General features: G+C 34.9%; 13 protein-coding genes. 7 read left to right on the top strand and 6 right to left on the bottom strand.

What is annotated here, in order from left to right:
- Positions 1–65 precede the first annotated feature (65 nt).
- On the top strand, positions 66–4,205 hold the full coding sequence (locus ACAM30_RS05385) for a glycosyl hydrolase family 18 protein (protein ID WP_369617558.1): 4,140 nt from the start codon (positions 66–68) through the stop codon (positions 4,203–4,205).
- A 216-nt stretch (positions 4,206–4,421) separates the two neighbouring features.
- A complete protein-coding gene (locus ACAM30_RS05380; RefSeq protein WP_369617557.1) occupies positions 4,422–7,817 on the top strand; it encodes a T9SS type B sorting domain-containing protein in 3,396 nt (1,131 codons plus the stop codon).
- Positions 7,818–7,852: 35 nt separating this feature from the next.
- Here ACAM30_RS05380 and ACAM30_RS05375 read toward each other — a convergent pair whose 3' ends face one another.
- From ACAM30_RS05375 to ACAM30_RS05355, 5 genes are all read right to left on the bottom strand, one after another.
- The gene (locus tag ACAM30_RS05375; RefSeq protein ID WP_369617556.1) at positions 7,853–8,512 is read right to left on the bottom strand and encodes a vancomycin high temperature exclusion protein; all 660 of its coding nucleotides are present in this window, start codon (positions 8,510–8,512) and stop codon (positions 7,853–7,855) included.
- A 130-nt stretch (positions 8,513–8,642) separates the two neighbouring features.
- Entirely contained in the window at positions 8,643–10,670 is a 2,028-nt protein-coding gene (locus tag ACAM30_RS05370) for a M3 family metallopeptidase (RefSeq protein ID WP_369617555.1), read from the bottom strand.
- A gap of 115 nt (positions 10,671–10,785) precedes the next feature.
- The gene (gene purE / locus ACAM30_RS05365; RefSeq protein WP_012022518.1) at positions 10,786–11,271 is read right to left on the bottom strand and encodes a 5-(carboxyamino)imidazole ribonucleotide mutase; all 486 of its coding nucleotides are present in this window, start codon (positions 11,269–11,271) and stop codon (positions 10,786–10,788) included.
- Between the two features lie 59 nt (positions 11,272–11,330).
- A complete protein-coding gene (locus ACAM30_RS05360) occupies positions 11,331–12,479 on the bottom strand; it encodes a 5-(carboxyamino)imidazole ribonucleotide synthase (RefSeq protein WP_369617554.1) in 1,149 nt (382 codons plus the stop codon).
- Between the two features lie 138 nt (positions 12,480–12,617).
- Entirely contained in the window at positions 12,618–13,172 is a 555-nt protein-coding gene (locus ACAM30_RS05355) for a hypothetical protein (protein ID WP_369617553.1), read from the bottom strand.
- A 342-nt stretch (positions 13,173–13,514) separates the two neighbouring features.
- Here ACAM30_RS05355 and ACAM30_RS05350 point away from each other — a divergent pair, with 342 nt between their 5' ends.
- The 5 genes from ACAM30_RS05350 (at position 13,515) to ACAM30_RS05330 (ending at position 19,601) form a co-directional block, all read left to right on the top strand.
- Positions 13,515–14,045, top strand: coding sequence for a phosphoribosyltransferase (locus ACAM30_RS05350; RefSeq protein ID WP_369617552.1), 531 nt, complete (start codon positions 13,515–13,517; stop codon positions 14,043–14,045).
- A 73-nt stretch (positions 14,046–14,118) separates the two neighbouring features.
- Positions 14,119–14,691, top strand: coding sequence for an adenylate kinase (locus ACAM30_RS05345; protein ID WP_264531386.1), 573 nt, complete (start codon positions 14,119–14,121; stop codon positions 14,689–14,691).
- A 211-nt stretch (positions 14,692–14,902) separates the two neighbouring features.
- The gene (locus tag ACAM30_RS05340) at positions 14,903–16,177 is read left to right on the top strand and encodes a hemolysin family protein (RefSeq protein WP_369617551.1); all 1,275 of its coding nucleotides are present in this window, start codon (positions 14,903–14,905) and stop codon (positions 16,175–16,177) included.
- A gap of 101 nt (positions 16,178–16,278) precedes the next feature.
- Positions 16,279–17,280, top strand: a complete 1,002-nt coding sequence (obgE, locus tag ACAM30_RS05335) for a GTPase ObgE (RefSeq protein WP_369617550.1) — start codon at positions 16,279–16,281, stop codon at positions 17,278–17,280.
- 176 nt (positions 17,281–17,456) lie between these two features.
- On the top strand, positions 17,457–19,601 hold the full coding sequence (locus ACAM30_RS05330) for a S46 family peptidase (RefSeq protein WP_369617549.1): 2,145 nt from the start codon (positions 17,457–17,459) through the stop codon (positions 19,599–19,601).
- Between the two features lie 154 nt (positions 19,602–19,755).
- Here ACAM30_RS05330 and ACAM30_RS05325 read toward each other — a convergent pair whose 3' ends face one another.
- Entirely contained in the window at positions 19,756–26,265 is a 6,510-nt protein-coding gene (locus ACAM30_RS05325) for an MG2 domain-containing protein (RefSeq protein ID WP_369617548.1), read from the bottom strand.
- Between the last annotated feature and the right edge of the window lie 18 nt (positions 26,266–26,283).

Raw genomic sequence — 26,283 nt, 5'->3', positions numbered from 1 at the left:
ATTAGCCAATTGTTACACTGTGTAAGCTAATTCTGGAACATAGCTTTAATTTTGAAAAAAAAGTTATGAAAAAACACTACTTATTATTTTTATTTTCAGTTTTATTTCCAATCGTATTATTTTCTCAGCCGAGTCATACTAAAAAAGTAGTTGGATATTATGCACAATGGGCTATTTATGACCGAAATTTCAACGTTCCGAAGATTGATGGAAGCAAACTTACGCATTTAAATTATTCTTTTTACGGTACAAGTTATGATCCGGCTCATCCGGAGAATACAAAATTACAATGTTTGGATACCTATGCTGATTTTGAGCATACAGAAGGTGGAATTCCATGGGATGCTCCCGTTAAAGGAAATTTTTATGATTTAATGAAGCTGAAGCAAAAGTACCCCCATTTAAAAGTGCTAATATCTGTTGGTGGCTGGACAAAAGGCCAGGATCTTTCTCCAATAGCGGCCAGTCCTGTAGCAAGAGCTGCTTTGGCAGCCGATATGGTAAATTTTATTACCACCTATCCTTTTATTGATGGTTTCGATATCGATTGGGAATATCCTGTCAAAGGAGGAACAGATGGTACCGAAGAGATTAATGGAGCTCCAATCCCTCCGCAAAAACATAGTCCTGACGATAATAAGAACCTGGTATATTTATTAAAAGCAATGCGTCAGGCAATGCCAAATAAATTAATTTCAATTGCTGCAGGAAACAATGTTAGAGATGTATCTGTACAATATTTAGGCCCAAACAATAGAGCTCAATACGGAATGACAGAAGACATTTCGACGTATTGCGATTATATCACTTATTTTGGCTACGATTTTGGAGGTAACTGGTACGATAAGACCTGCTATAACGCTCCTCTGTATGCAAGTGGTAACACCAACGATCCGCTTTATGGTACAACACAGTCAGAATCATTAGACGAATTAACCAATCAATATTTGAATGTAGTGGGTTTTCCTGCCAATAAATTAATCATGGGATTACCTTTTTACGGGAAAAAATTTGATCATGTAGCCAATAATGGAACCAATCCAAATCTACCAGGATTATTTGTTGCGGCGCCAAGGGATGTTGTTCCGGGATGTAAAAATCCGCAAAGCCCTATCGGGACCTGGGATGGTTCGGCAGCATGTGAACGTTCAGGAAGTATAGAAATTTGTGATTTAGTTGGTAATCCGGTAACCCATTCACATCCTTATTTAGATCCAACTACTATGTCAGTTACACCCACTGCTGCTTCAGCAGGATGGGTGAGATATTTTGATACTACAACCAAAGTTCCTTATTTATATAATTCAACCTTAAAACAGTTTATCTCTTATGAAGATAAGCAGTCGATTGATCTTAAAGTCAAATATATAACTTCTAAGAATCTTGCGGGAGGTATGGTTTGGGAATTGTCTCAAGATACCAGAGGTACTGTGCCAAACGCATTATTAACTCAGATAGATGATTCCTTTAAGGTTTCTGTTGTGGGAAATTTAGCTGTTAGTGGTTCTGTAAAAATGGGACTGAATTTGGTTTCAGATGTCACAGTTCAGTTAAAAGATGAAAACAATACGGTTATTCAAACCGTTCAATCTACAGATGGAAAATTTACTTTTAACAATGTAGTCTCAGGAGGGAAATATTTTGTTACAGCTTTAAAAGTCTCGTATACTTTTACACCTGCAGTACTAACAAATATAACTACAAATCAGACGAATATTACAGTTCAGGGAACACAACCTCTTTATACAATTAGTGGAACTGTGCTAAATGGGACTACTGCAGTTTCGGGAGTAACAGTTACTGCAGCTTCAGCAGCAAATAATAGTACTGCAGTTTCAGATTCCAAAGGAGCTTATAACTTAAATGGTTTAACAGCGGGAGCAGACTATACTGTCAAGGCTGAAAAAACCGGATTTGTTTTTTCACCCGCTTCTATTGTATACACTGTTTTAAGTGAAGATAAAACGCTAAATTTTACTCAAATAGTAAATAAAATAAGCGGAACTGTAAAAAATGGTTCAGTACCAGTTGTTGGTGCAAAAATTGAAATGACTCTTCCCTGGACGGATAGTACACATCCTTATGCCACTTTTTTGGCTACGACTGACGCTAATGGAAAATATAGTTTTGACAATTCAGTACTTTCAGGTTATACAACAATCACAAGTTTAAAAATGAATGCCTGGGATAACGCTTCAGTTGTTTATTATCCGACTGACCTGGCAAATTTACCCATTCCGGTTTTACCAAAAGAATACAACTTTAATTCAAATGCTATCGCTCCGGAAGTGACAATTACAAGTCCATCTACTGCAGATCTTGCAATAGTTCCGGGAACAGCTATCCAGCTTAAAGCAAATGCCAATATGACTTTCGAAGATGGGAAGACTACATTATCATCCGTTTCATTTAATGTAAATGGCTTAAATATCACAGGTACAAATACAACAGGTACAGAATATGTGGCAACATGGACACCGGTAGCAGCAGATTTCAATAAGAGCTATACTCTAAAAGCCACAGCTACTGCGTCTAATAATGCGACATCTGAAAATAGTTTTCCATTTTATTTGCGATGTTCAGGTACAAATTGCCCAAATGTAGTTCCGGAAATTGTTTGGACTGCCCCAGTGTCAACTACAATTAATCAGGTATCAGGTTTTCAGCCCGTTTCAATAATTGTCAATGCAACAGATGCCGATGGTACAATTCAAAGCGTTGCCGCAAGTATAAACGGGACTTATTTTCCGATGACAAAAGGCTCCGGAAATACATACAGCTATACTTTTACCCCAAATGCTTATAAAGAATTTCCAATAATCATAAAAGCAATTGATGACAAAGGTGGTGAAAAACTACTGAACCAATCGATTACTATTGTTAACTCAAAGTTTAATCCGTTGCCGGCTAAAGTTATTGTTGGTTATGCCCATGGATGGGAAAGTGGAAGCGCGCCATTTTTGTATTTTAAAGAAATTGCAGATAAAAAATACAATGTTGTCGTTTATTCCTTTATAGAAACGGTTAACAGAGATGGTTACACACCCGTTTTAGTAGTAAATGAACCTCGATTTTTTACAAATGGAGTTTTTGATCCACAATTATTAAAAAAGGATATCAAAACTTTGAGAGATAAAGGCATTCCGGTAATCGTTTCAATTGGTGGACAAAATGGACATGTTGTATTAAGCACTGTTGACCAGAAAAATACTTTTGTAAATGGAATAAAAGCGATTGTTGATCAGTATAATTTTGATGGACTTGATATTGATTTTGAAGGCAGCTCTATGAATTTTGGGGCAGGAGCACTAAAAGATTTTTCTTATTCGGCTGTTTCGGCATATCCAAAACTTAAGAATGTAATTGATGCTTTCAAGGAATTAAAGGCTTACTATGGAACAGGTTTTATTTTAACTGCTGCTCCCGAAACCTATTATGTACAAGTTGGATATTCGGTGTATGGAGATGGTGCCGGATCTTTTTTGCCCGTAATTCATAATTTACGTAATGAGTTAGATCTTTTGATGGTGCAATTGTACAACACCGGATCTGTAAATGCTTTAGATAATACAGCATATTCTCAAGCCACTCCGGATTTTTTAGTAGCCATGTCAGATATGTTGATGAAAGGATTCAATGTAGCATCAACAGGATTTTATTTTGCACCATTGCCGGCTTCTAAAATAGTTATTGCAATTCCGGCTTGTCCCGGAGCAGCACCGGCGGGAGGATATTTAACACCTGACAAAGGGATTAACGCTTTTAACTATTTACGATTTGGCACTACATATTCAGGACGAAAATATACAATGAGATCTTCTTTACAGCCGCAAATGAGAGGAGTTATGACCTGGTCTATCAATTGGGATGCCGCTTGCGGAAGTGGGTATGAGTTTTCTAACGCTTATGACAATTATTTTAGTAAATCACTGTCGGTTGATAAATTTGACGAAAAAGAGGATATCAATTTTATAACTTATTTTAAAGATAATGCATTGACTATCAAAGTTCATAATGAAGCAATTGATATTGATCATGTTGAGGTGTATAATACTCTTGGACAATCTATAGTAAACTACAAAAATATTCAAAACAACAGAAACTTGTGGTTAGAAGACCAAAGTTTCCTGACGAAGCAATTATTTATTGTTGTCATAACCGATAATCTCGGACGAAGAAAATCGTATAAGCTGGTTAATTTTTAAGACTAAATAATATCCAATTTCCTGAAAAATGAAATTGACCAATTGAAGTTAAATTCGTTAGGTCACCCAATTCCTTATGCCGATTGAAAATGGACTGTTTCGTGATCCTATAAATACAGATGAATAATGATGAAATTTTACAAAATACAATTTCTTTTACTGTTTTTTTTGTTTAACCTAAGTAACGCATATTCTCAAGTAAGCTATGAGTTTTGTATGACAGGTAAGTATGGAAACACGATTGTTTTGGATTTTAAAGTGCATAATAATACAAATGCTTCAATACCGAATTATAGTTTTGTTTTCAATTGGAAAGGAGTTTCTAATGTTATTATGTGGTCCGGAATGGATGTCATTCAAAACGGAGATAACGGTATAGTTGAGCTTAAAAAAACGGCTTGGGGAGATGTTCTGCGGGTAGGAACTACAACTTATAGTGTCACGATGAATTATGTGCCGGGGATGTTTCCGCCGGGCCAGGGGACATTAAATGGTACTCCCATAAAAGGAATTACTTGTTATACACCGCCTGCTGCTGAGAATTTTAAGTGCGAAAAAAACTTCAGTAGTATCTGCGCCATAAAACCTGTGGGACCTAATGGTAATGAAATAAAAATTGGAGAAGGATCTGTCTGGGCATGGGGTGAACGTGTAGATGTTTATATTCCTGAAAATAGAAAAGGCTGGGCTATTGGTATGGCTGTTTCTCACAGTTTGTTTACCAACCTGATGGGATTTGAGGCCATGAGTATCAATGAATATTTTGCAACAACGATTCAGGAAATAAATGCAGGCTGCGAAGGGAGTAAGCTTATTTCCCCAGGTTGGGTTACAAAAAAGTATCCTAATCAGGATTTAATTAACGGGGGAGTCAACTGTTATGATACGACAGGAAAGGTTGCGGCAGGATATTTTCAGCAAGAGATGGGAGGAAGCTGGATGGAGATGTTTATGAACTATCCTTGTTTCATACCTCAGGTTTCTAAGAATAGTTTTATAAGCGATCCGGCCATAGGAGCAAGCTTTGAATTTCAGTCAATTATAAAAACGTATCATGATTACAGAAATATTGCTTTTTGGCAATATGTTAAATGTTGGAATCCTGTAGGATTTATAAAGGACTCAAAAGATCCCTATGCAGCGGTTAAAATTTTAGCTGTGGCTTATAATCAGGGAATGAACAGTGGTGCTTTTGAACCAGTTTTTGTTAAAAATCGTGCAAATGCTGTCGCTGCAACAAATTTGATGGATTACATCTCTCCGGCTTCACCTTCCGGTCTGGACCGACTTTATGCAGAACAAATTAACAGGCTCACAAAAGTATTAGACAATAGGGTGGCAGATATAAGTTGGACTGATGCTGCTATTTGGGGCGTAACCGATAAATCTGCACATACATTTAGAGGATTTTATGACTCACAAATGGAATGGACTGATGTAGAAGCTTATATAAAGAAAATTACCCCTTTTTATGCAGCTTTCGGAGTAACTGAAGCCAATTTTATAGCAGCAGTCAAACCAGTTTTTGATCGTATCAATGGAGGGAATTCTATCTCTTTCAGATATCAAATGCACGATGTAATAGAGGCAATAGTGGTTTTTTTGCCAGCCTTTGATCCTAAAAAAGGACTTTCTGAAGTTTATGGTAACGAATCAAACGGTTGTTTTGCTCCTACAGCCAGAATGGAAGGATTTGATGGAGGTTGTGGGAAAGATTTAGGATTAACAGTTTATTTCTCCGGTACACCTCCTTATAAATTTACGTACAAAAAAACAGATGTATCTCCCGAAATTGTTTATCCCGAAATAACCACTTCACAAAATCCGTATTCGATAGATCCCTCATCTTTGTCAGAAGGAACATATGCTATTGTTGCAATAAGTGATGCTAATTCTGCGGGAGAAGTGGTGTGTGAGCCTATAGAAATAAAAAATGTTGGAGCTGTAATATCAGCAAAATTAGTTAAAGATGGAGGGACCTGTACGGGAACGGGAGCAGGGGTCAAGGTCGAAATAAGCGGTACGGGATCCGGTCCTTTTATAATAGAATATGAAATAGACGGAGTGGCCCAATCTCCCGTAACAATAAATAATACAGGTTTGAATCCTTTAATAGTTGCTCCGGCTAAGGAGGGAACTTATCGATTGACTAAAATCTCTTCGGGAGGATGTACCTCGGCGCTTGATGATACAATTGTTATTGATAAAGGAATTCCAGCATCAGCCAGTGCTAAATTAATCAGGTATGGAGGAGTTTCCTGCTCAGGTTTAGGCTCAGGGATTCAAGTAAACATTATAAGTACAAAATCAGGACCATTTACGATAGAATATGAAATCAACGGAACCGTTCAATCTCCTGTAACGATAAACAATACAGGTTTGCACACCTTAATAATGGCTCCGGCAAATGTTGGAACTTATCGATTAACAAAAATTTCAGTTGGTGGTTGTGACTTTTTACTGGATGATACTTTGGTTATTTATGGAGGAGTGCCTCCTAAAGCCAGTGCCAGTCTAATTAGATATGGAGGAAATTCTTGTTTAGGGGAAAACTCAGGTGTACAGGTAGAAATTACGAGTCCGGATTTAGGACCTTTTGTAATAGAGTATGAAATTGACGGAATACTGCAATCTCCCATAACTATAAATGATGCGGGTTTACATACTTTAGTAGCAGCTCCGTCTAAGGCCGGAAGCTATCGAATTACAAAAATATCAACCGGAGGATGTAGTTTTTCATTAGATAATTCTCTTGTGATTGATAATGAAGAAGCATTTACTGCCAACGCTAAATTAGTCAGATATGGAGGAGATTTTTGTTTAGGAGAGAATTCAGGAGTTCAGGTAGAAATTGCTAGTAAAGATCCGGGACCATTTACAATAGATTATGAATTCAATGGAATAATTCAATCTCCGGTCACTATTGATAGTATCGGTTTACATACATTATTGGAGTCTCCGGCTCAGGCAGGAACTTATCAATTAACCAAAATTTCAACAAAAAGTTGTAGTCTCTTAATGGATGATGTTTTGATTATTGAAGAGAATACAGCTTTAGCAGAGGTTGTAATTGAAGGAAATCTAATGATTTGCAAAGGAGATAGTACTGTTTTAGAGGTAAACATTCCTACCAATCATATTATTAAGTCTTATCAATGGGAAGTTGATGACAATGCTATCTTGGGAGCCAATACAAATACTTATGTTGCAACTAAGGAAGGAAATTATACCGTGAATGTTGTTACCAGTAAGGGGTGCAATTTAATTTCGTCAGTGGCAAAAGTGATTTTTTTAAACAAAGAAGATTGTGAGTTAGAAAAACCTGAATTAACCGAATTGGACTATCCTAAATTTTTTACGCCTAATAGTGATGGATATAATGATACCTGGCATGTAAATAATCTGGAGAATTTCACCAAATTAGAGATCGATATTTTTGACAGATATGGTAAGTTCATCACTCATCTAACAAAAGATACTCCGGGATGGGATGGTACTTTTAGAAGCACTCCTGTTTTTTCCTCAGATTATTGGTTTGTTCTAACGTATGAAGAGATAAATAATCCGGGGATTACCAAACAAATTAGAAGTCATTTTTCTCTAAAAAGATAGTCCGGAAACTTTTGGGAAGTAAAAAAAGGCCTTTATTATCGTTTATCCTCTTTCGAATAATTGGAAACACCATTTATATTAATTTCATTTCCTAAAAAGCGAGGTTCCCGATTTCTTAAAACATCAAAAAAAGATTTTGAAATAGAACCATATTCTCGGGAAGTTACATAGTTGTATCCCAGGTATTCTCCTTTGTTGGCAGAAAATCCAATTGATTTTACCCCAAGTTTTTGTCCAATGTAAATTGCTCTGTTTAAGTGATATTCCTGAGAAATTAAAGTCGCTTTTTTGATTTTAAAAATATGTTTGGCGCGGTACATAGTGGAGTAGGTATCAAAACCGGCATAATCAATATAAATTTTAGTGGTGTCCACTCCATGATTGAAACAATAGGTTTTCATGACGGTTAATTCATCGTATTCGTCTCTGCCATTATCGCCTGATAGCAGAATTTTATCTATTTTATGTGTTTTATACAATAGAATTCCTGCATCCAGTCTGTCTTTTAAATATTTACTCGGCTGATCACCATTGATTCCGGCTCCAAAAATAATTCCAACCTCATTTTTCGGAAGCTTCTTTAAAGTATGATAAATAAAATTTTTGGTTGATGATTTTACATATAGATTTACAAAAACGATAGTAACAATTCCGATGATGAAAAGGGAAAAAAGTACTTTAAGATATTTTTTCAATTGGTCTGGATGAGATTAAGGTTAAAAGAATGGTGAAGATAAATAAAAATTTTTTTAGCATTTGAGTCCGAATCAAAAAAACCGAAGCATTTTTGCCTCGGTTTAAGTATATCTAATAAGTCTAAAATTCTTAAAGTAATCCGGCTCTTTTCAATAAAGCTTCCGGTTTTGGTTCCTGACCTCTGAAACGTTTGTATAAAGTCATCGGATGTTCAGTTCCTCCTTTAGACAGTACATTGTCTTTGAATTTTGAAGCAACTTCGTAATTGAAGATACCGTTTTCCTGAAAATATTCAAAAGCATCAGCATCCAGTACTTCCGCCCATTTGTAGCTGTAATATCCTGAAGAATAACCGCCCTGAAAAATATGAGAAAAAGCAGTACTCATTGCATTTTCTTTTACGTCAGGATACAATTGAGTGTTCGCAAATTGCTCTGTTTCGAAAGTTTTCAGATCCGTAATATTTGTCGGATCTTGTCCGTGCCAGGCCATATCCAGAAGTCCGAAACTCAATTGACGTAAAGTGGCAAGACCTTCCTGAAAACTGGCACTTTCTTTAATTTTTTGAACATATTCGATCGGAATAATTTCATTCGTTTCGTAGTGATTGGCAAACAAAGCCAAAGCTTCAGGCTCGTAACACCAGTTTTCCATAATCTGACTTGGTAATTCTACAAAATCCCAAAATACAGAAGTTCCGGACAAGCTAGGGTAAGTAGTGTTCGCAAGCATTCCGTGTAAACCGTGACCAAATTCGTGAAATAAAGTAGTAACTTCATTAAACGTCAATAACGAAGGTTTGGTTTCAGTAGGCTTAGTGAAGTTGCAAACGTTCGAAATATGGGGTCTTTCGTTTACGCCCTCTTTTATAGATTGTGATTTGAAAGAGGTCATCCAGGCTCCGTTTCGTTTTCCTCTTCTAGGGAAAAAATCCGCATAGAAAATAGCAACCAAATTGTTGTCTGCATCTTTTACCTCGTATGTCATCACTTCTTCGTGATATTTGTCGATGTCGAAAACTTCCGTAAAAGTCAATCCGTACAGTTTTTGAGCAACGGTAAAAGCTCCGTCTAAAACTTTTTCTAATTGAAAATAAGGTTTCAGCTTTTCGTCGTCTAAGTTGAAAAGCTGCTGTTTTAATTTTTCAGAATAATAAGCGCCATCCCATTTCTCCAATTGTTCAATTCCGTCCAATTCTTTAGCGAAAGCGGCTAATTCAGCAAACTCTTTTTGAGCTGCCGGTTTTGCTTTGGCCAGTAAATCATTAAGGAAAGAGAAAACTTTTTCCGGACTTTCGGCCATTCTTTCCTCTAAAACAAAATGAGCATGAGTTTTATATCCTAATAAATTGGCTCTTTTAAAACGTAGTTTGGCAATTGCCAATACGTTTTCCTGATTGTCAAACTCGTTATTTTGAAAAGCTTTTGCACCAAAAGCAATCGCCATTTTTTTACGTAATTCACGATTATCGGCATAGGTTACAAACGGAATATAACTCGGATAATCCAAAGTGAAAATCCAGCCCTCTTTTTCCTGACTTTTAGCTAATAATCTTGCAGCTTCAATAGTACCTTCCGGTAAACCTGCCAAATCTTTTTCATCGGTTAAATGCAATTCGAAAGCATTGGTTTCGGCCAGAACATTTTCGCCAAACTGCAGACTTAACTTTGATAATTCTTTGTCGATTTCACGTAAACTTTCTTTTTTGTCTTCAGGTAAATTGGCTCCGTTTCTGGAGAAGCTTTTGTATTTTTTATCCAAAAGCGTAGTTTGCTCCGGATTTAAATTCAGCTTTTCTTTTTGTTCGTAAACGGCTTTAATTTTAGCAAATAATGCTGCATTTAAAGTAATGTCATTTCCGAATTCCGAAAGTAAAGGAGAGACTTCCTGTGCAATTTTTTGCATTTCATCAGTAGTTTCTGCCGAATTCAGATTGAAGAAAATACTGGAAAGACGATCCAGAACATCACCTGTAAAATCCATTGCTACAACCGTGTTTTCAAAAGTGGGTTCCTCCGGATTGTTTACGATGGCATCAATTTCGGCCTTAGCCAAAGCAATTGCTTCGTTGAAAGCAGGAACGTAATCTTCGATTTTGATCTGCGAAAAAGGTGCTGTATTGTGTTTGGTCTTGAAATACTGTGTTAAGATGCTCATAGTTTTTTTGTGTTACGCAAAGTTTCGCTAAGAAAACACAGAGCTTCGCAAAGTTTTTTTATTATTCTTTGCGAAGCTTTGTGTTTCTTTTTGTGAATCTCTGTGGAATTAATTTTTACTTCTTTAATCCTTCAGCAGCTTTGTTAACCGCAGCTTTTAATTCTTCTTTATACGAAATAATAGTATCCAGTACTTTTTTATCGTGGCTTCCGATGATTTGTGCGGCTAAGATTCCGGCATTTTTAGCACCGTTTAACGCTACAGTTGCAACAGGAACTCCGCCTGGCATTTGAAGAATCGATAGTACTGAATCCCAGCCATCGATAGAATTACTTGATTTAACCGGAACACCAATTACCGGAAGTGGAGACATTGAAGCAACCATTCCAGGCAAGTGTGCAGCTCCTCCGGCTCCGGCAATAATTACTGAAATTCCGCGAGTATGTGCATTTTTACTGAAATCGAATAGTTTTTCCGGCGTTCGGTGTGCCGAAACAATGTCTACTTCAACTTCCACATTAAATTGTTTTAATATGTCGATGGCATCCTGCATGACCGGCATGTCAGAGATACTTCCCATTATGATGGCTACTTTACTCATTTTGTTTTTTGTTTCAGGTTTTTTTGTTTCAGGTTTCAGGTTGTGACTGAAAACTGCAACTAATTACTAATCACTTTAATGGTATTCTTAACGTCTTCGGCAATACGTCTTGCTTCAGTCATATCTTCATTTACGATGGTAACATGCCCCATTTTTCTAAAAGGACGTGTTTGTCTTTTACCGTAAATATGTGGAGTAACACCGTTCCATCTCAAAATGGTTTCGATATTTTCATAAACAACATCTCCTGAAAATCCTTCGGCACCTACTAAATTTACCATAATCCCGGCAACTTTACTGTCGGTATTTCCTAAAGGAAGATCCAAAATGGCGCGCAGGTGATTTTCGAATTGTGAAGTATAACTCGCTTCAATGGAATAATGTCCTGAATTGTGCGGACGCGGAGCTACTTCATTTACTAAAATAGCATCGTCGTTAGTCTGAAACATTTCAACGGCCAAAAGACCAACATGATCGAATTTTTCCGAAACATTTAAGGCAATCGCTCTCGCTTTTTCGGCGACCTTCTCATCAATTCTGGCAGGGCAGATTACATATTCTACCTGGTTGGCTTCTGGATGAAATTCCATTTCAACAACCGGATACGTTTTTATTTCTCCTGATGGATTTCTGCAGACAATAACCGCTAGTTCATTTTTAAACGGAATCATGGTTTCTGCAATACATTCTACATTAGGTAAACTGTCCAGATCCGAAACCTGACGAATTACTTTTACGCCGTTTCCGTCATAACCAAACTCAGTACATTTCCATACAAATGGTAATTTTAGGTTCTGAATTTTAGCTTTTAGACCGTCTAAATTTTCAAAGCGCTCAAATGGTGCTGTTGGGATAGCATGATCTGCGTAAAATTGTTTTTGAATTCCTTTGTTTTGAATTCCTTTTAAAGTTTTAGGAGAAGGATAGATTTTTAAACCTTCATTCTCCAACTGTGTCAGGGCTTCCAGGTTAACCAATTCGATCTCAAAAGTCAGAACATCTACTTGTTTTCCAAAATTATAGACCGTTTCATAATCCATTAAATCGCCCTGAAAGAATTTATTGCAGGCAAATTTACTTGGAGCTTCATCGCTTGGGTCGAGAACATAAGTTTGGATGTCAAATTTTCGGGTGTCGAACAAAAGCATTTTGCCTAATTGTCCGCCGCCTAATATTCCTAATTTAAAATCAGAAGAAAAATAATTCATTGTAGTTGTGTTTTTGCAAAGATACTTTTTAATCTTTTTTTAGCCAAAAAATCGTTTTGCACTATTTTTTTGCCACGAATTCACAATTTTTTACTTTTTCTGATTTGGAAATATAATTCGTGAATCCATGGCAAAAAATTATTTTTCTATTTTCTTTAAAACTTCTTTGGCAACGGCTTTGTAAGCAGCAGAATGATCTCCATAATCTTTGTTCAGAATAACTTGCAGCTCAGGATGTATCCAGTCATAATGGTTGCCTAATATATATAAGGTTCTGATGGAATAGGCCTTTGTCGCTACTTTTACATCATTGATAAGCCAGTCAAATGATGCTTCGATACAATCCTGCAGATTAGTTTCAGAAAGAAAAATTCCGTTTTCGGGTTTTTTATAGTGAGCTTTCACTAATAGCTGAACCACTTTTGCGATAGGACGTATGGCGCTTTCATCTTTCAAAACCTTCAAATTCGAACAGAAAAAATCAAGATACGGTTGCAGCCAGATCAATTTTTCGTAAGATACAAATTCCATAATCCAGCAGGCTTTGTGATTGTTTTTGTCTGAAGGGATAAAACAAATTGAAACAAGTTCTTCAAATAGTGATGGATTCTCTAAAATTTCGTTTGCAACATTAAGACGGTTTTCCCGATACGCTTTTACATAATCTAATTTCGTTTGTAATTCAGAAGACATTTGGGTGAGTTTTGGACAGGTCTAAAATAAGTAATTTAATGGAACAGTTTTATAATAATTTGCAGGGGGTTTTAGGAGTATAGAGTTTTATTTTTCTTTGTGAAAATAGTATTGTTCGGATTTTCATAAAAAAATGCGATACGATGGTGTGAATGTTATTTTACTAAATTATATCCAATGGATTTCAGTAATTTAATAAAGATGTACCTGTTTTTCAGGAAAGAGTTCTAATATAGTACCCGATATTTAACATTCTTAAAAAAATATGTTTGCACTATATTTTGATACTCACAGTTTAGTTGTAATTCTGTATCTTTGCCCATTATTTTAAATGTAAAAATAATGATACAACTTCACGATAAACAATTTGTTCCGTTTATTTCGGCAAAAGAAATTGATTTCGCTTTAACTAAAATAGTCGCACAGGTAGAAGATGATTTTGGAGATGACACCCCAATTTTTATTGGTGTTTTAAATGGGGCTTTTATGGTAGTCGCCGATTTTTTGAGAAAATATAAAGGCCTTTGTGAGGTTTCATTTATCAAAATGGCTTCTTATGAAGGAATTGAAAGTACAAATAGGGTTAAAGAATTAATAGGGATCAATCAGGATTTATCAGGTAGAACGGTTATTCTTATTGAAGATATTATTGATACTGGAAATACAATTGAAGAATTGAAACAATTGTTTAAAGAACAAAATGTAAAGCATTTTAAAATTGCTACTTTGTTTTTTAAACCGGAAGCTTATAAAAAAGACATCAAAATAGATTATATCGGAATCAGAATTCCGAATAAATTCATTGTAGGTTACGGACTAGACTATGATGGTTTAGGAAGGCATTTACCTGAAGTTTATAAATTGGCAGAATAAAATAAACAAACACACAACTATATATTCATTTAAAACTTCTTGTAAAATAGAAGTCACAACACGTACTCATATTATGATTAACATTGTTTTATTTGGAAAGCCTGGAGCAGGTAAAGGAACTCAGGCAGAATTTTTAAAAGAAAAGTACAAATTAACACATCTTTCAACAGGAGATATTTTTCGTTTTAACTTAAAAAATGATACAGATTTAGGAAAACAAGCGAGAGTTTTTATGGATAACGGAGAGTTAGTTCCTTGCGAAGTGACTACTGCAATGTTAATTGATGAGGTAAAAAAACATCCTGATACAGCAGGATTCCTGTTCGACGGTTATCCTAGAACTTTAGATCAGGCAGAAGCTTTAGATCAATTTTTACCAACGATTGGATCAAGTGTAACGGCGACTATTGCGCTAGAAGCTGATGATGAAATTTTGGTAGCTCGTTTGTTGGAAAGAGGAAAAACCAGCGGAAGAGCTGACGATCAGGACGAAGAGAAAATTAGAGTAAGATACCAGGAGTACAATGAAAAAACAGCTCCGCTAATTGGATATTATAAAGAACAAAATAAGTTTCATGCCGTAAACGGTATCGGAACTATTGAAGAAATTACAGAGCGATTAACGTCAGTTATAGATAATTTGTAGAAACTTTTTCCTGCTGTCGTTTCATCCTGACTGCGATCGGGATTTTTAAGAACTATTTTTCTTGTCATAAAACAGGCATCTTTGAGCTGCTGTTTTCTGGGAAGAAAAATTAGTTTTTTAAGACAGAATTCTTTTGAATGATAGGGAAACCAAGTTTTAAGATAACAGAATTATCTTGATGAAGACGATTTTATAACGAATAAACCAAAAATTGGAAATACTAATAATATTTTTTCTAATACTATTGAATGGTGTTTTCTCCATGTCAGAAATTGCATTGATTTCGGCCAGGAAAAACAGACTTGAAACTGCCGCGAAAAAAGGAAATAAAAGTGCAAAAATAGCACTTGATCTGGCCAATTCTCCAAATAAGTTTTTATCGACCGTGCAAATCGGAATCACTTTAATCGGTATTTTGACCGGTATTTATAGTGGTGATAAAATAACAATGGATGTTGAGGTTTTTGTTAGCGGATTTGCATTTTTAAAACCCTATGCCCATTCGGTTGCGGTGGGAATTGTTGTAGTAGTTTTAACGTTCTTCTCATTGGTTTTAGGAGAATTACTGCCAAAACGAATTGGCTTAAACTACCCGGAGTCTATTGCAAAAATGGTAGCCATGCCAATGAAAACCATTTCGATAATTACAGCGCCTTTTATCTGGCTGCTTACGTCTTCGACAGATTTTTTACTGAATGTATTTCAGATTAAACCAACTGCCGACGGTAAGGTAACAGAAGAAGAAATTAAAGCAATTATCAAAGAAGGAACGGAGGGTGGAGAAGTTCAGGAAATCGAGCAAGATATTGTAGAACGTGTTTTTCACATTGGAGATCGAAAAGTAAATTCGTTGATGACACACCGTAAGTCAGTTGATATGCTGCCTTTCAATGCCGATAAAACGAAGATTAAGGAATTGGTTTTACAGGATTTGCATACTGTTTATCCGGTGTACAGAGACAATTATGATGATATTGTGGGAGTTGTAACCCTAAAGAATATCTTTGCAAACATCGAAAGTGAACATTTTGATTTGGCGGGAATCATGATTGATGCGCCTTACCTAATGGAGCAGACAACGGCATACAAGGCACTGGAGAATTTCAAAAAAACAGGGATTCATTATGCTTTAGTTTCTGATGAGTATGGTGTTTTTCAGGGAATAATTACCCTAAATGACATTCTGGAAGCTTTAGTAGGAGATGCATCTGATTTTTATAAAGATGAATTTCAGTTAATTGAAAGAGAAGATGGTTCGTGGCTCGTTGACGGACATTATTCGTTACACGATTTTTTAACTTATTTTGAGTTAGACGAATTGACAAACGATTATGAAGTAAACACGGTAAGCGGAATGATTATGACAGAGCTTTCGCATATTCCAAAAGAAGGCGAGAAATTAATCTGGCAAAAATTTGTATTGGAAGTAATCGATATGGATGGTGTAAAGATTGATAAAGTGTTGGTAAAAGCGCTTAAAGAGTAGAAAGAATTTGTTTTAAGTTTCAAGTTTCAAGTTTCAGGTTGCACAACGCATGACCTGAAGCTTGAAACCTGAAAACTGAAACTACACATAAACAAGTAAAAATGACAGAAGGAAATTTTGTAGATTATGTTAAGATTTATGTTTCTTCCGGTAAAGGAGGGAAAGGATCTACGCATTTACATAGAGAGAAATTTATTGAAAAAGGAGGTCCTGACGGAGGTGATGGTGGACGTGGAGGACACGTGTATTTGGTGGGGAATAAAGGACTTTGGACATTATTTCATCTAAAATTTGCACGACATATTAAAGCCGGTCATGGTGGAGACGGTGGAGGAGACCGCAGTACAGGTGCCGACGGAGAAGATAAATTTATCGAAGTACCTTTAGGAACTGTGGTAAAAGACAAAGAAACAGGAGAAACACTGTTTGAGATTACGGAACATGGTGAGAAAAAAATCCTTTCTAAAGGAGGAAAAGGAGGGTTAGGAAACTGGCATTTCAGAAGTTCAACCAATCAAACACCACGTTATGCCCAGCCAGGTTTACCGGGAGTAGAAATGGATGTAATTTTAGAACTTAAAGTATTAGCCGATGTTGGTTTGGTAGGTTTTCCAAATGCCGGAAAATCAACTTTACTGTCTGTTTTAACTTCTGCAAAACCAAAAATTGCCGATTATCCTTTTACAACCTTAAAGCCAAACTTAGGAATTGTAGCGTACAGAGATTATCAGTCTTTTGTAATTGCTGATATTCCGGGAATTATCGAAGGAGCTGCAGAAGGAAAAGGTTTAGGTCATTATTTCCTGCGTCATATCGAACGTAATTCAACATTGTTGTTTTTAGTTCCGGTGGATACTCCGGATATTAAAGCAGAGTATGATATTTTGGTAAATGAATTAACCAAGTACAATCCTGAAATGTTAGACAAAGAACGTCTTTTAGTAATTTCAAAATGTGATATGCTGGATGACGAATTGAAAGCGGAATTAAAAGCCGAATTGGATGTCGCTTTCAAAGACGTTCCCTATATGTTTATTTCATCTGTTGCCCAACAAGGGATAACAGATTTAAAAGATAAGCTTTGGAAAATGCTTAACGAGTAAAGAAAAAATACAATTTGTAAGAAAGGTGTTCTGGAAACAGGGCACCTTTTTTGTTTTGTATAATGTTAAATTCGTAATGAAATGCTAAAAATTCACTAAGATATCCAATTTCGGCAGGAATTGCGCTAATATAATTGTGAAAATGAATTATATTCGCATCACTTAAACAAAATAACATGAAAAAAATAGTTTTATTCTTGACCATGTGTCTGATGGCTTTTCCTGTAAGAGCTGATGAGGGGATGTGGTTTTTGATGTTTATCGAAAGATTGAACCATAGAGATATGGAAAAAATGGGCTTGCAATTGACAGCCGAAGAAATTTACAGTATCAACCATCATAGTTTAAAAGATGCTATTGTACAATTTAATGGAGGTTGTACAGCAGAAATCGTTTCTAAAGAAGGATTGGTTTTAACGAATCACCATTGTGGTTACGATGCAATTGCAGAACTATCTTCGGCAGAGCAAAACTATTTGAAAGACGGTTTCTGGGCAAAACAAAGAAGTGCCGAAATGAAACCGAAATCATTGTATGTGCGTTTCTTCGTGCGTATGGATGATGTTTCTAAAAGAATTTTGTCAAAAGTAAATGATACAATGACAGAGACTGAAAGAAGTAAAGCGATCCAGCAGGAAATTGCTTTGATTGAAAAAGAAAATAACGAAGGAGGAAAATACACGGTTTCAGTTCGTCCTTTCTTTCAGGGGAATGAATATTACTATTTCGTTTATCAGGATTACACAGACGTTCGTTTAGTAGGAACACCTCCTGAAAGTGTTGGTAAATTTGGTGGAGATACAGACAACTGGGAGTGGCCTCGTCAAACAGGGGATTTCTCTATGTTCAGAGTGTACGCAGATAAAGACGGAAATCCGGCAGCATATTCTAAAGACAATGTGCCTTTGAAACCAAAACACTACTTACCGGTAAGTATCAAAGGAGTGAAAGAGAATGATTTTGCTATGATTTTAGGATATCCGGGAAGAACAAACCGTTGGATGCCGGCTGGAGGAATTGAGCAAAACGTTAAGTTTGCTTACCCTGCATGGGTTGAAGGTGCAAAAACCGGAATGGATCAAATGAAAAAATATATGGACAAAGATGCAACAGTTCGTTTGCAATACGCGTCTAAATATGCTTCTACAGCCAACTACTGGAAAAACCGTCAGGGGATGATTGATGCTTTAACAAAAGCAGGAACTGCAGAGGTTAAAGCGGCACAAGAAGATAAATTTTACGAGTGGGCTACTAAACCGGCTAATAAAGAAAAATATGAGAATGTAATTCCAACGATTAATGATTATTACAGATCTACAAATGTAAAGTCAACTCACGACAATTACCTGACACAGCTTTTACGTACGTCAGCTTATGCAACAGGACCTGCTAATCTAGGAAACGCATTGATCGCTTATTACAACGAAACTGATGCTAAGAAAGCAGAGATGTTGCCTAAGATCAACGCAATGATCGAAAACATTTACGGGGAATTTTATGCACCTCTTGAAAAAGATGTATTAACAGCGCAATTGAACTTATACGCTTCTAAAGCCGCTGAATATGGTTTAGCGACACAAATTGCTAAGATGAAATCAGAGAACAATGGTGACTTTACTGCTGATGTAGCAAAAGCAACTGAAATCAGTTATTTTACTTCTAAAGATAAAGTATTAGCATTTATGGCTAATCCTAAACCATTAGCAATTGTACACGATCCATTGTATATTATCTCTAACGATTTATTGACAAAATACCGTGCTAAAACAGACGATCAGTTGAAAGCTGATGATGGTTTCGCAAGTGCTTACCGTAAATTGGTAGAAGGTTTAAGAGAATCTAAATTGAACGCTATTCAATATCCGGACGCTAACTCAACATTGAGATTAACTTACGGAAAAGTAAGAGCTTTACCTGCTGATCCTCGTAACGATGCAAAAATCAATAATTATACAACCATGGAAAGTATGGTTAAAAAGTATAAAGCAGGAGATCAGGAATTTGATTTGCCAAAACGTTTGTTAGAATTAAACAAAGCAAAAGATTTTGGACAGTATGCTGACAAAGCAGGTTATATGCCGGTAAACTTCTTAACTGATAACGATATTACTGGTGGAAACTCAGGTTCTCCGGTATTAAACGGAAAGGGAGAATTAATTGGAGTTGCTTTTGACGGAAACATCGAAGCGATGGCAGGAGATGTTATTTTCGACTCTAAATTACAAAGAACAATTAACGTAGATATCCGTTACGTACTTTGGATTATCGATAAATACGCCGGAGCTAAAAACATTATTGACGAAATGACAATTATTAAGTAATTCGATTTTTATTATTGAACAAACACCCGACAGGTTTTTAATACCTGTCGGGTGTTTGATTTTTTTTGCCACGAATTCACAAATTTTATTCAATTAATTCGTGAATTCGTGGCGAAGAATTTTTGAAGTATTCTTTTGGAATTTATACAGGTTGTTACTGCACTTTTACTCTGATTCCTTTAGTATGACTGGTGAACTCTGGTGCATACATACTTTGAATTGTTGTAATTCCGTTAGAGAATTCTCCACTGTTGTTTACTCTTATATCATATTCTATAACATAAGTTCCTTTGTTGATTTGGTCAAAGAAGAAATGAGTTGCCGCATCTTTTGTACTCATATAATACCCCAAACGATCTTTATACTGATATTGAGAAAGGACATCTGTAGGTTCAAAACAAGAAGCTCTCATGTCTTTTAAATGTACATATTCGATATCTTCCTTTGAAGTAATAATTAATCGTACGGTAATCAAATCGCCTATTTTTAAAGAATTTTTGGAAGTGATCTTTTCTAATTGATTACCTTTTAATGTGCTTTTCTTTAAATATAATTCTTTCGAAACTGATAGGACTGATCCTGAATTGGTTTTGATTTTATCCAGATCTTCAAAATACTGCCAGTAAGCTCCGCCAAATGCAGGAATTTTTGATTTATTTTGAATAGTAATGGAAGCCATATCTTTTTTAACTTCATCTGCCTTCCAGTTTAGTTTAAAATAACCTGTTTCAGCTTCTTTTTCAGTTTCAGCTAGTTTTTTAGTTATGATTTTTTCAGCTCCTAATTTTATAACAGTATTATCTTTTACAGAAAGCCAGTCTGTACCGTGCATTAATAAAGCGTAAATGGCTTCTGTAGTTGATTTAGTCGTTGGCCAGTTTTTAGTTTGCTTGTTTTTCAATAACCATACTTTCATTGCATCAACAGATTTATTGTCGTTACTCACTTCGACGAAAGCTTCAATTAATAGCGCCTGAGTTTCAATAGGTGCCTCATACCAATACCAACCTGCTTTATTAGCAATCCAATACATTCCCCAGTCTTCGTTGCTTGATGATGTTTCTTTTAGACTCTCTATGATTTTTTTAGCAGTTTCTTTTTCCCCAAAACGATTCAACGTTAATGCAGTTAAACCTTTTTCGTAAATAGAATAGTTCAGCCAATCTTTTTTAGCCGTTTCCAAATAAAGCTTGCTGACTTTTTTTAAAGTGTCAGAAAGTGGATATTTCTCTAAATAAAAACTTCTGGTATACAAATAATGAAGATCTGAATATGGATTGATCCAGATTAGTTTTTCCGTTGGTTTTAAGTCTTTGATACTGTTTTTATAGTATTGTAAAAATTTAGTATCCAGAAACGGAATTCCGGTTTTGGCAATCGCATCGATTTTTTCTTTGTTATCTTCTGTTTTATTCAATTTTGATAAATGACCCAAACCTGCCAGAATATGTCGGGTTATGTATTCGCTTTCATTGCTTCCGTCAAACCATGAAAACCCTCCGGATGCTTTTTGTTTTTGTTTTAATTTGTCGAAAGTAGCTTCTTTCGAAGTTTTCATTTTTTCTAAATCAAACAAAAGGGCGATATTTTTTTTCTTTTCGTCTTCGGTTTCAGCATCTTTCAGCCAGGGAGTTTCAGCCAGAATAATAGATTTCAATTCGTCATTTTCTTCTAGTTTAGAATTTAGTTTTCCGTTCTTTCTCCAATTTTCAAAAAGAGCTGCGATTTTCGGATTACTCGAAATAATTTCTGAGGCCAAAGTATTGGCATAAAAACGAGCAAAAGTTTGTTCGGCACATTCATGTTCGTATTCCATTAAATAGGGAAGTGATTCAATGGCAAGCCAGGTTGGATTTGAAGTATATTCTAAAGTAAATTGATGATTCTTTAAAGTAGTTGAATTGCTGTTTTTCAGATTTTCAAATGTGTATTCTTTGGTTGAGTTTTCTCGAACCCAGATTGGAATACTTTCCGTAACAAGCATATTATTAGTCAAAACCGGTAGAATGTTTTCTTCTCCATCAGAAAAATTGCCTGATTTGGCCAGAATTTTATATTGAACACCTTGTAGCCCCTCGGGAATATAAATCGTCCAGGTTGCCGTTGTGTTTCCAAAAGCACCAACAGTAAAGTTTTTGATGTTTTTTGTGTTTAGCATTTTGGCATCAATAGGCTGCATGGTTACAGCATCAAAAAGCTGTAAACTTGCAATTCCTGTTTTTGTTTCGGCAGTAACATTCGAAATTTTAGCGCTAATTACGATAGTATCCTTTTCTCTAAAATAGCGAGGGAAATTAGGCAGAATCATTAATTCCTTTTGAGTAATAACGCTTTTCTCTAAATAACCCGAAACAGCATCTTTATTGTGCGCGAGTAAACGAAGCTTCCAAGACGTCAAAGCTTCAGGGGAGGTAAAGTTAAAACTTACTTTTCCGCTCGCATCTGTTCTTAAGTTTGGTAAAAAGAAAGCAGTCTCAGATAAATTCTTTCTGGCTTTTACTTGTGTTAAAGCCTCTACGGATTTTTTGGTTGTAATGATTATGGCTCCGTTGGCTCCTTTGCTTCCATAAAGTACTGTGGCTTTATCTCCTTTTAGAACATCTATTGACAAGATGTCTGATGCATTTTGATTCTGAATTGTGTCTCCCGATGTAATTACACCGTCTATTACATAAATCGGATTTTTTGATTCATCAGAGTTTGTTCCGCGAATTATTATTTTGTCTGAGGTTTCGCTTCTAGTTACACTGACTCCCGCAACTCTTCCTGATAGTGCTGATGAAATACTGTATACATTAGTGTCCTCTTCAATTTGTTCGGAACTTACTTTTTTTGTGGAGTATCCAAGTGATTTCTTTTCCTTTTTCATTCCAAGAGCTGTAACCACGACTCCTTCTAATAGATTAGAATCTTTTTCTAGAATAACATCAATATTTTTCAAACCGGAAACTACCACGGTTTGGGTTGTCATACCAAGATAAGAGAAAATTAATTCCTCTCCTGAAGCAGCTTCGATTTGATAGTAACCATCAAAATCAGAAGTTGTGGTTCTTTGTGTACCTTTTATCGTGACAGTAGCTCCGGGCAAGGGTAGGTCGCTATTGTCAATTATTATTCCTGAGATTAATTTTACATTAGTAGGCTTTTTCGCTTTTTTGCTTAGCTGTTTTAAATATTGGTTTTGCAGGTATGTGGAGTTTGGATTGTTAAAGTCGAATCCGAACCAGATAAGACTTGTAGATTCATTACTAAATTGAATTGCTTTTAGATTTGTATTTAAATTCGGTAAAGTAATATATGTGTTCTGTAAACCTAAAACAGATTTGATACTAGCTTGATTATAATTATAGTTTTCGAATTCTAGGCCATTCCACTTGTCAATAACAAACATGTCTAAAGAACTATCGTACATTGAGGCCAGAATTTCAGTTTCTTTTTTTGTGTTTTTGTTCTTTAACTGAAATGACCAACTTTCATTGCTTCCTGGTTGTATTTTACTTCTGAAACTTTCTGATTTCCATTCTAATTTTGGTGCAGTTTGTTTTAAGATTACAACAGTTTCATTGTTAAATGACTGGTTTTCAAAAATACTTTCAAATCTTATTTTTAGTGTTTTTTCAAATTCATTTTTTAATGGAATCTTTACTGTAAGCTCGTTGTTCTGAAGATGATTGGCTTCTTCAAAAAATACAGTATTAGTATAATTTCCACTTGTTGTAATATAGAGTTCAGGAATAGCAGAGGTAAGTTTAAAGAGAATAAAGCCATCTTTTTTAGGAACCTCATTTATTTGTTTAACGGTAAATAATTTACTTGGATTAAATTTGTCTTTGCTTTGTGTGATTTCAAAGTTTTCAGTTGTTTCGATTGGATTACCAAAGTGGTCTTTTGCAGAGACAACAATTTTGTAATAACCGGATTTATATTCGGTTATAAAATCAAGAGGGATGTTTGCATCTTTTTCAGTATCGATTTTTTTAGTAAAAACTAAAGTTTCATTTTGTTTTTCGCGGAGTGTTTTTGCATTATTTTCATAAGGAAATAATTTTTCAAAGTCTTGTTCAGAAATAGTTTCACTTTCTGGTTTCTCCCAGATTCTGGCTTTAAATTTGTTAGAAAAAGGACGAATAAAATAGATTTTTAGTTCGCCTTTAGTAGCCAGGAATTCTCCATTTAAATTCGTACTGGTTATTTTAATTTTATTTTTGTTTTTAGTTTCAATTTCATGAGGAATTTCGGTATTCAGGATTAAGTCATGATAACCTGCTTTTAGAGTTGTTTCAGCATCATGGGTTTCACCGTTTATATCAGTAACAGTGACCTGAATCTGATAATTAAAAACGGGTAATTGTTCTTTGTTAGAGTTTTTAGAAGGAAAGGCGGTAAAATCAACAGTAAATCTGCCTGAAGCATCCGTTTTAGTTTCTCCAGATGAAAGAATTTCATTTTCTTCTCGACCATAATAATTTCTAAAGTAACTTACATATCGTGTTACGGTGTAAGTGACTTTTGCATCTGAGATATTGCTGCCGGCAAAAGCTTTTGCAGATCCTTTCACTTTTAAAGCCTGATTGATTTGGAAGCTTTCTTTTTTAGGATCAAAAGTTACTTCAAATTTTGGTCGTTTGTATTCTTCTACTTTAAATTGCTTTTGAGAATCTTCTAAATCGAAATTGCTCCAAAAAGGATGTTCGTCTGTTTCTTTATCATAAATTATATCTTTTTCATAATCGTAGGGTTCAGCAGCAATAATTTTAAAATTGCCTGTTAACCCAGTTTTTGGCAAAGTAAATTCGCCAGAAAAAGAGCCAAATTCATTGGTAGTAACATCAAATTCTTTAAAATCATTGCCGTTTGCGTCCTCTACGGTTATTTTAAAAGTAGTTTTGGGAACAACATTATTTTTACCATTATTTCTTTGAAAAGCGATCCCTTTATAATATACAATCTGTCCGGGACGATAAATGGCACGGTCTAAGTAAAATTCTACTTTTCCTCTAAATTGAATTGTTTTATCTGTTTCGTAATCATTAGAATAGTTGATGTAGTTTTTTGCAATAGAAAGCGTATCATTTGCAAGATAAAGTTCTACGTTTTCGTAGTTATAATTAGTTTCTTTATTATTAGAAGCTAAACCTTTTTCATTTGTTTTAATATTAAATGTAGGAGATTTTATAGTTACATTTTCGAGAGGTTTTCCTGTTTTTCTGTCTACAACCTGAAATGTTTCTTTTTTATTATTTTGTGATGCTAGAACTATAAGGTTGGAACTTGTAATAGTTTGGTATGCGAATACTTTTTTTACTTCTTTGTCAGATTCGCTCTCAAAATAAACTAAGTAAGAACCAGTTGTTAAACGAGGTAAAAGTACTTCAGTAGAATGTTGAAAATAATCTTTTTTATCTTTTAGGTCATAGGAATCTGAAAATATTGGTTGTTGTTTTTCTGTAATGCTTCTAAACAAACTATCTCTGTCTTTGTAAAATCTATCCAAGTAGGCCACCTGATTTTGATTTATTTTATAGAAAGAAATTTTTAGTTGGTTTACATTTTTATACTGAATGAGAGCTCTCGTGTTTTCGTTAGTGTAAGTATATTTTTGTAGTTGAACATTTAGAGATTTCAATAAAATCTTTTGTTTTTGACTCAATGCAGATTTGTACGCATTTGATCTGTTTTCTATTTTTAAAATACTGTCTAAAAGAGCTACAGCTTTAATATTGTAGTCCGGGTACAATTCTTTAGAGGCTTTTTGTATTAGAACATCAGATTTTTCTAATTGGATTTTTTGAATTAATATCTCATCTTGTGTCCCTATTTGTAAAGTATTTAGAGTATTTAAATATTTGTTATCAGGCTCAATTAAGTACAATTTGCAAAAAAGAATACGATTAAAATGATTCTCTAAGTTTGGATTATTAATTTCCTGGTTTTGATATAATGTAAGAACCAAACGAAGATATTCATTGGTTATAAAGTTCAGATTAAGCTTTGTAAAATCTTCGTGTTTCCCTAAAAAGGCATTATAATAAAGCTTGAAATCATTTTTTTGGATTTGCCATGTTTGTATCTTTTGGGTATAAAATGCAATGTTTTCTGCAATGGCATATGTATATAGATTTTCTTGTTTGAATTTCTCTAAAGTTCCGTAATCAAAAATAGGATCATATTTTGTTAGAGGGGTATTCTTTAGTACATTTTCATTTTCTAATGTTTGTTTTAAAGCCTTGTTTATTTCATCATTAAAACTGTTTTCAGTCCAAGTAAGAAAATCATCATTATAAATTTCAGTATTTGTTCGTTTTCTGATTTTATAATTATTAGAAATTAAGTAGCCGTTGAGACATTTCGCATAAACTAAATTTAGTATAACTTTTGAAGGAATCGAAACTTGATTTATCTGGTTTCTTAAGTTATTTATGATTTTAGTTTGAGCATTTTCTTCAATAATTTGCAGGTATTTAGATTGATAAAAAAAGCATTTTATTAATTGTACTTCATCGTGATCTGCAATTGCTTTGTCGTAAATTTTAGACACAAGTTCATTTGCAGATTTTATTTTACCTTCGTTTTCAAAAGTGATAATCTTGCTCCATTTTTTATCATTTTGTTGTGCAAAGAGTGTTGCTGAAAATAGTAAGAATACAAATAATATTTTTTTCATAAGAGATGTTTTGTCTAT

The sequence above is a fragment of the Flavobacterium sp. CFS9 genome (assembly GCF_041154745.1).
GTDB lineage: Bacteria > Bacteroidota > Bacteroidia > Flavobacteriales > Flavobacteriaceae > Flavobacterium.
Note: the sequence above shows the minus strand (reverse complement) of the source record. Positions and strands in the feature narration are given on the sequence as shown.

Coding starts and splice junctions, on each gene's coding strand:
- ACAM30_RS05385 (WP_369617558.1), top strand. CDS start 66: ATGAAAAAACACTACTTATTATTTTTATTTTCAGTTTTATTTCCAATC.
- ACAM30_RS05380 (WP_369617557.1), top strand. CDS start 4,422: ATGACAGGTAAGTATGGAAACACGATTGTTTTGGATTTTAAAGTGCAT.
- ACAM30_RS05370 (WP_369617555.1), bottom strand. CDS start 10,670: ATGAGCATCTTAACACAGTATTTCAAGACCAAACACAATACAGCACCT.
- purE (WP_012022518.1), bottom strand. CDS start 11,271: ATGAGTAAAGTAGCCATCATAATGGGAAGTATCTCTGACATGCCGGTC.
- ACAM30_RS05360 (WP_369617554.1), bottom strand. CDS start 12,479: ATGAATTATTTTTCTTCTGATTTTAAATTAGGAATATTAGGCGGCGGA.
- ACAM30_RS05355 (WP_369617553.1), bottom strand. CDS start 13,172: ATGTCTTCTGAATTACAAACGAAATTAGATTATGTAAAAGCGTATCGG.
- ACAM30_RS05350 (WP_369617552.1), top strand. CDS start 13,515: ATGATACAACTTCACGATAAACAATTTGTTCCGTTTATTTCGGCAAAA.
- ACAM30_RS05345 (WP_264531386.1), top strand. CDS start 14,119: ATGATTAACATTGTTTTATTTGGAAAGCCTGGAGCAGGTAAAGGAACT.
- obgE (WP_369617550.1), top strand. CDS start 16,279: ATGACAGAAGGAAATTTTGTAGATTATGTTAAGATTTATGTTTCTTCC.
- ACAM30_RS05330 (WP_369617549.1), top strand. CDS start 17,457: ATGAAAAAAATAGTTTTATTCTTGACCATGTGTCTGATGGCTTTTCCT.
- ACAM30_RS05325 (WP_369617548.1), bottom strand. CDS start 26,265: ATGAAAAAAATATTATTTGTATTCTTACTATTTTCAGCAACACTCTTT.